Annotated in this window: 7 protein-coding genes and 1 pseudogene; 3 read left to right on the top strand and 5 right to left on the bottom strand. The window is 72.9% G+C overall.

What is annotated here, in order from left to right:
- The coding region (locus C1I95_RS30775; protein WP_499877996.1) for a DUF8832 domain-containing protein at positions 1 to 334 on the top strand (334 nt) is incomplete at its 5' end.
- 40 nt (positions 335 to 374) lie between these two features.
- On the opposite strand, the gene C1I95_RS30770 is transcribed toward C1I95_RS30775, so the two are convergent.
- The 3 genes from C1I95_RS30770 to C1I95_RS30760 all read right to left on the bottom strand — a co-directional run bounded on the left by C1I95_RS30770 (position 375) and on the right by C1I95_RS30760 (position 4,082).
- On the bottom strand, positions 375 to 791 hold the full coding sequence (locus C1I95_RS30770; protein ID WP_111219182.1) for a helix-turn-helix domain-containing protein: 417 nt from the start codon (positions 789 to 791) through the stop codon (positions 375 to 377).
- 118 nt (positions 792 to 909) lie between these two features.
- Positions 910 to 2,079: a class I SAM-dependent methyltransferase gene (locus C1I95_RS30765; protein ID WP_111219180.1), complete on the bottom strand. Its 1,170-nt coding sequence runs from the start codon at positions 2,077 to 2,079 to the stop codon at positions 910 to 912.
- Between the two features lie 287 nt (positions 2,080 to 2,366).
- Complete coding sequence (locus C1I95_RS30760; protein ID WP_111219178.1) at positions 2,367 to 4,082, bottom strand: DEAD/DEAH box helicase; 1,716 nt, start codon at positions 4,080 to 4,082, stop codon at positions 2,367 to 2,369.
- Between the two features lie 301 nt (positions 4,083 to 4,383).
- Between C1I95_RS30760 and C1I95_RS30755 the strand changes: the two genes are divergently transcribed.
- Positions 4,384 to 5,037, top strand: a complete 654-nt coding sequence (locus C1I95_RS30755; RefSeq protein WP_111219176.1) for a ferritin-like fold-containing protein — start codon at positions 4,384 to 4,386, stop codon at positions 5,035 to 5,037.
- 3 nt (positions 5,038 to 5,040) lie between these two features.
- Here C1I95_RS30755 and C1I95_RS30750 read toward each other — a convergent pair whose 3' ends face one another.
- Both C1I95_RS30750 and C1I95_RS30745 read right to left on the bottom strand, forming a co-directional pair.
- Positions 5,041 to 5,268 carry a DUF3107 domain-containing protein gene (locus C1I95_RS30750; protein WP_111219174.1) on the bottom strand — a complete coding sequence of 76 codons (228 nt, stop codon included), beginning with the start codon at positions 5,266 to 5,268 and terminating at the stop codon, positions 5,041 to 5,043.
- A gap of 64 nt (positions 5,269 to 5,332) precedes the next feature.
- Positions 5,333 to 5,971, bottom strand: a complete 639-nt coding sequence (locus tag C1I95_RS30745; protein WP_111219172.1) for a TetR/AcrR family transcriptional regulator — start codon at positions 5,969 to 5,971, stop codon at positions 5,333 to 5,335.
- Positions 5,972 to 6,117: 146 nt separating this feature from the next.
- Between C1I95_RS30745 and C1I95_RS34980 the strand changes: the two are divergent.
- Positions 6,118 to 6,702 (top strand): annotated as a pseudogene (locus tag C1I95_RS34980) (hypothetical protein); the annotation flags it as partial.

Raw genomic sequence — 6,702 nt, 5'->3', positions numbered from 1 at the left:
GCCCGCCCCGGCCACCACCACCACGGTCGACGGGTTCACCGTCGGGTACGAGGGCAGTCCGCAGCCCGGGCCGACCGTGCCGATGAGCTTCCGGGTCACCGGCCCGGACGGTGCCAGCCCGGTGCTGGAGCGCTACCTCGGCGCGTACGGCCACCTCGTCGCGTTGCGCGACGGTGATCTCGGCTACCTGCACGTACACCCGGAGCCGGAGTTGGTGGACGGCACGATCCGGTTCTGGCTGACCACGCCCGGGCCGGGGCGGTACCGCCTCTACCTGGACTTCGCCACCGGCGGCGAGGTGCGGACCGCCGAGTTCACGGTGACCGTGCAGTAGACCCGGCGGAGCCAGCCGGCTCGGCGGATCGGCGGCGGTGTCAGCCGGCTCGGCGGATCGGCCGGCGGGCGAGGTAGCGCAGCAGGTCGCGGATGTGATGCTTCTCCTCGGCCGGCACGGTCGGGTCGGCCAGCCGTTGCAGGATCACCCGGACGTCGGCCTCGACCTGACCGTCGTCCCCGCGCCGCCGTGGCCCCGGCCCGACGTCCGGCAGGCCGAGCGCACGGAACGCCGCCGCCACCGGCAGATCCAGCGCCGCGCAGAAGCCACGGACCTTGGCCAGCTCGGGGTAGTCCTGCCAGTCGCCGGCCAACCAGCGGAAGACGGTGGAGCGACCGACACCGGTGTGCGTGGCCAGGTCGGTGACCGTCCACCCGCGCTCCTCGCGAGCATCGTCGATGGCCCGGCGCACGAAGCGCGCGAACGCCATCTGTGGCGAAACCTCTGCCGAGCCCATCCGGTGGCTCTTACCTCCCGACCGGCACCTGACGGTGCGTTCTTCGAGAGTAGTACGGGACGGGTGGGACGCAATTGACTGATCGACCAGACGGTCCCACTGGCGGGATCGGATTCGGCTACCGGTCCGGTGGCAGCTGCGTGAGCAGCGTCTCCAGCCGCGGCGTGACCTGCCACTGCGCCACCAGCTCCCGATACTCCGTACGCTGCGCGTCGGTCGGTGCGGAATCCGTACGCCGGGCGCGGATGAGCAGGTTGCGCGGGGTGTGCGCGGAGTCGACGAACTCGACCACCTCGGCCCGGTAGCCGTGCAGCCGCAGCAGTCCGGCGCGCAGGGCGTCGGTGAGCACGTCCGCGAAACGTTCCCGCAGGATGCCCTGCCGGGTCAGCAACTCGTACGGGGCCGGTGCCGGCCGGGTGCGCAGCTGCGCCGCGATGTCGTGGTGGCAGCACGGCGCGGCGAGCACCCAGCGGGCGCCCCAGCGCACCGCCCGAGCCAGCGCCTCGTCGGTGGCGGTGTCGCAGGCGTGCAGCGCGAGCACCAGATCGGGGGCCGGTTCGACGACCGCGTCGGCGATGGTGCCGGCCACGAAACGCACCCGCTCCGCCCAGCCGAGTCGCTCGGCCAGCTCGGTGTTGCGGCGGCGCTGGTCCTCGCGTACGTCCACGCCGACCAGCTCGACGTCGAGGCCGAGTTGGGCGAGGTACCGGTACGCGGCAAAGGTCAGGTACGCGTTGCCGCAGCCCAGGTCGACCACCCGGAGCGGGCCGGTCAGCTCCCGGGCCGGCTCGGCGGGCAGCGTGGCCGCCAACGCCCGTAGGAACGCGTCCACCTGCCGGCGCTTGGCCGCCGAGCCACCGATCTCGGTGAAGATCGGATCTCCGGGGTCGAGCAGGTACTCCTTGGCCCGGTCGTGTCCGGCTGGTGCGGCGGCCGGCCGGGCAGCCGCCGTACGGTGCACCTGCGCCTCGCCCGACTTGGTGACCCGCAGTTGCAGCGTGCTGTCGGCGGTCTCCACGTGCCAGTTGCCGAACGGCTCGGCCAGCAGCGCCTCGACCGCCACGTGCGCCTCCGGACCCGGTGCCACGTTGCGGGTGTACGGCCGGGCGCCGTCAGAGGTGGCGATCTGTAGCCGGGGGCCGGCCTTGAGCGCGACCGGCCGCAGTTCGGCCCGGACCACCGAGGGACGCAGGCCGCGCCGGCGACCCGCGGCCACGGCCCTGGTCAGCGCGGGACCGAGCAGCATCGAGCGGACCTCGGCGAGGGCGGAGTCCAACGGTTCGGGCATCGTTCCATCTTCCAGGTCTGTCCGAGGCACGCCGACGGCGGCGGGGCGGCGACAGCGATGGATGCCCACCGACGGCTGGCGTCGATGGGCTCGCTGTGGGTGGCAATGTTCCCCGAAGGGTTGATGTCTCACAGACATCAACATGTCTGTGAGACATCACGGTTGTGAGACATATCCCGGCACCGCCAGGATCGACGCGCCACAGTGCGGCGAGGCCCGGAAGCGGGTGCCGCGGTACGGCGAGACTCCGGGAGGGGCGCCATCGTCAGGGGCGCCCCGGCCCTGGATCAGTCGGTGGCAGCCTCGGCCGGCGTACCGGTGCCGGTGCCGGCACCACGGCGACGCCGGCGGCGGCGGGGACGGGGTGCCTCGCCTGCGGCGCCCTCGGTGGCGGCGGCGACCGGGGCGGCGTCGCCGGCCGCGGTGGCCGACTCGCCACTGGTCAGCACCTCGCCGGCCCGGCGGCGCCGGCGGCGACGTGAGCTACGAGCGCCTTCCTCGGCGGCGGACTCGGTGGCGTCCGGCGCGGCGGCGTCGCCGCCCTGGCCGCGACCGCCGTCACCACGCCCGCGACCACCTTCACCGCGACCACCTTCACCGCGACCGCCCTCACTGCGGCCGCCCTCACCGCGACCGGGGCCCCGGCGGCGGGACCCTCGGGGCTCGCCGCCCCGGCGGGACCGGCCGCCGCCCAGGTCCTCCTCGACCTCGGCGGCCAGGCCGGCGCGGGTGCGCTCGGCCGTCGGCAGGGTGCCGGTCACCTCGGTCGAGATGTGCAGGTCGGTGTAGAGGTGCGGGGAGGTGTGGTACGTCTCCGGCGGCTCGGGCATGTCCAGCCCGAGGGTCTTGTCGATGATCCGCCAACGGGGCATGTCGTCCCAGTCGACGAAGGTCACCGCCACGCCGGTCGCCCCGGCCCGGCCGGTACGACCGATCCGGTGGGTGTAGGTGTCCTGGTCTTCCGGGCAGTCGTAGTTGATGACGTGGGTGACGCCGCTGACGTCGATGCCCCGGGCGGCGACGTCGGTGGCGACCAGAGTGTCGATCTTCCCCGCCCGGAACGCCCGCAGGGCCCGCTCACGGGCACCCTGGCCGAGGTCACCGTGCACCGCCGCGACCGCGAAGCCGCGGAAGTCGAGGTCCTCGGCGACCCGGTCGGCGGCCCGCTTGGTACGCGTGAAGATCATGGTCAGGCCGCGGTTCTCGGCCTGGAGGATCCGCGCGACGATCTCGATCTTGTTCATCGAGTGGGTGCGGTAGGCCAGCTGCTCGGTCTGCGGCGACGGGCCGGTCTCGGCGGTGTGCCCGGCGTGGATCGTGACCGGGTGGCGCAGGAAGCGCCGGGACAGCGTCACGATCGGGTCCGGCATGGTCGCGGAGAACAGCATGGTCTGCCGGTCCTCCGGCAGCATCGCCAGGATTCGCTCGACGTCGTCGAGGAAGCCCAGGTCGAGCATGCGGTCGGCCTCGTCCAGCACCAGCGCGCGCACCCCGTGCAGGCGCAGGTGCTTCTGCTTGGCGAGGTCCAGCAGGCGGCCCGGGGTGCCGACGAGGATCTCCACGCCCTTGCGGAGCGTCTCGATCTGCGGCTCGTACGCGACACCGCCGTAGATCGGCAGTACCCGCACGCCACGGGTGCGGCCGGCGGCGGCGATGTCCTTGGCGACCTGGATGCCCAGCTCACGGGTCGGTACGACGACCAGGGCCTGGGGCAGCCCGTCGCCGCCCTCGTCGGGTGCGAAGACCCGCTCGAGCAGCGGCACGCCGAAGCCGAGGGTCTTGCCGGTGCCCGTCGGGGCCTGCCCGATCAGGTCGGCGCCGCGCAGCGCGATCGGGAGCGCGTACTCCTGGATGGCGAAGGCGCGGATGATGCCGGCAGCGGCCAGCGCGTCGACGGTCTCGGCGCGCGCGCCGAGCTCAGCGAAGGTGGGTGCCTCCGGTCGGACCGGGGCTGTCGGGGCCAGTTCCTGGCCGTCTGTGAGGTCTTGAATCGGCTCACTCATGTGGATTTGGGGGTGCCCTCTCGTGGGTGCGCCCCATCATGTCCTCAGGGCGCGTATCGGTATGGCGCGGGCCACACGGTCGGCGGCAGAAAGCCGAGCGGACCGGGCCGCACGCGCGCCGTGGGTCGGACTTCGACCGGGATCGGATTCGACTCCGGTCGGGATCGGCACCTACGGCAACTCCTCCATGTTACCTGAACGGGCCAAACCCCGTCCCGATTCCGAACGGGCAAGCGTCACCGGCCAGGTTTCCATGTGACCTGTCTCACCCCTCGGCGTCGCCGGGCGGTAGCCTGCGCACGTGTCCGCCCCCACCCCGCCCGGTGATGCCGTCGTCGACCTGCTCGGCCTGGTGGCTCTCGGTGAACTGCTCGCCTTCGAACGGATGGCGGCCGATGCCCGGCTTGCCCCGGATCTACGCCGTCGGGCCGCGCTGGGCGAAATGGCCGCCGCCGAGATAGCCAACTACCGGCGGCTGGCCGACCGGCTCGGGGTGCTCGGTGTGCTGCCCGACGACGCGATGGCGGCCTACGTCGAGCCGTTGCAGGCGTACCACGACTCGACCGAGCCCCGGGACTGGGCGGAGGTGGTCACCAAGGCGTACGTCGGGGACGCGATCACCGACGACTTCCTCCGGGAGATTGCCGGCGCGCTGCGGGAGCCGGACCGCCAGTTGGTCCTCGACGTGCTGCACGAGTCGCGGTACGCGGAGTTCGCCGCTGCCGAAATCCGGCTCGCCATCTCGGCGGACCCGAAGGTGGCCGGCCGACTGTCGATGTGGGCCCGACGCCTGGTCGGTGAGGCCCTGTCCCAGGCCGGGCGGGTGGCCGCCGCCGACCGGGGGGCGCTCACCACCCTGATCACCCAGGGCGAGCAGATGGACGTGGCGGGATTGTTCCGGCGGCTGACCACCGCGCACACCGCACGGATGGCCGCCGCCGGCCTGAACAACTGATCGTCAGCGGACGGTGAAACCGACCGCTCGGGGGGACGCCTCGGCGATCTCGACGTAGGCGACCTTGCCGACCGGCACGATGATCCGCCGGCCCTTCTCGTCGGTCAGGGAAAGGGTGCCCTCGCCCCTGGCGACAGCGTCGGTCACGATCTGCTCGATCTCGGCCGGCGACTGTGCGCTATCCAGGACCAGCTCGCGCGGCGCGTACTGCACGCCGATCTTGACCTCCACGGTTCCTCCTCCGTCGGGCGAAATTGGCCGCCCTGCGAAGGCTATCCGATCACGAGCTCGAAGTTCAGGCTGACTCACCTTGCAGCGGGAAGCTGGCGATGCCCCGCCAGGACAGGGCGGCGACCAGCGCCTCGGCCTCGGCCTTGGGCACCTGGCGACCGCCGGCCAGCCAGAACTGCGCAGCCGTCTCGGCCGCGCCCACCAGCCCGGAGGCGAGCAACTCCGCGTGCGCCCGGCTGACCCCGGTGTCGGAAATGATGGTGTCGGTGATCGCCGCGATGCAGCCCTGCTCGACCCGCTCCACGCGCTGCCGCACCGCCGGTTCGTTGCGCAGGTCCGACTCGAAGACCAGACGGAAGGCTTCGCTCTCGTGGTCGACGAAGTCGAAGTACGCCCGCACCGACGCGCTGACCCGCTCCTTGTTGTCGGTCGTGCTCGCCATGGCGTCGCGCACCTTGGCGACTATCGCGTCACAGTGCGTGTCGAGCAGCGCGAGATACAGCTCCATCTTGCCCGGGAAGTGCTGGTACAGCACGGGCTTGGAGACCCCGGCCCGCTCGGCGATGTCGTCCATGGCCGCGGCGTGGTAGCCCTGCGCGACAAACACCTCCTGAGCTGCGGCGAGCAGCTGCTTGCGGCGCGCCGAACGGGGTAGGCGCGTGGGCCGGCCGGCGGTCTGGGCGCCGTTCCCCACAGCGGTCATGGGAACCTCCGAGTGTGTCGTACGGGCCGGCATTTCACCCGAACCGGTCGGGACCTCTCGGCCCCTCGCGGAATTGGCCCGCCGCTGTAACTTATCGCCACTGTCGCCACACGGTAGCCTCAGCGGGGGCGACCAAGGAGCGCGCGGTGAGTGAAACAGGGCAACCCGGTGCCGCCACCCCGGGAGAGCACGGCGACGGGACGGGTCAGCGGGATGACCTGGCCCGTTCCGGCAACGGGTGGGCCCCGCCGGCGGCCGACTGGTCCTGGGGTGCGGAGGACTCCCGCGACGCCGGGCCGACCTGGCGCCGGCCCGAGCCGCCCTCCGGTTGGGCCACCGCTTCGTCACGTTACGCCGATCTGCCCGCGCCGGCAGGTGAGCCGGTGGAGCCCGAGCAGCCGGCCCGGGTCAACGGCCACCACGTCAACGGCGTGCACCACGTCAACGGCGTGCCCCACGTCAACGGCGTGCCCCACGCGGACGAGCCGGCGGCCGGCCGACACGCCCCGGTGAGCGCCCCACCCGGGCTGCGTGAGCCGGGCCACGACCCCGGCGGCGACCGGCTGGTCGTGCCGGCGCAACGTCCCGTGCCACCCGCCGAGCAGCCCGTGGCACCGGTCACCGGCCGGCCGACCTCCGCGCCGCCGGCCGTTCAGGTGCCGCCCGTCGGCACGGCCGCCTCCGGCTTCGAGATGCCGCCGGGCCTGCACGCGCCCGGCGCGCAGTGGCCC

Source organism: Micromonospora craterilacus (genome assembly GCF_003236315.1).
GTDB classification, from domain to species: Bacteria; Actinomycetota; Actinomycetes; order Mycobacteriales; family Micromonosporaceae; genus Micromonospora; species Micromonospora craterilacus.
Note: the sequence above shows the minus strand (reverse complement) of the source record. Positions and strands in the feature narration are given on the sequence as shown.

What these genes read in the sequence shown, in the direction of transcription:
- C1I95_RS30760 (WP_111219178.1), bottom strand. Translation starts at nt 4,082, where the DNA reads ATGAGTGAGCCGATTCAAGACCTCACAGACGGCCAGGAACTGGCCCCG.
- C1I95_RS30765 (WP_111219180.1), bottom strand. Translation starts at nt 2,079, where the DNA reads ATGCCCGAACCGTTGGACTCCGCCCTCGCCGAGGTCCGCTCGATGCTG.
- C1I95_RS30770 (WP_111219182.1), bottom strand. Translation starts at nt 791, where the DNA reads ATGGGCTCGGCAGAGGTTTCGCCACAGATGGCGTTCGCGCGCTTCGTG.
- C1I95_RS30745 (WP_111219172.1), bottom strand. Translation starts at nt 5,971, where the DNA reads ATGACCGCTGTGGGGAACGGCGCCCAGACCGCCGGCCGGCCCACGCGC.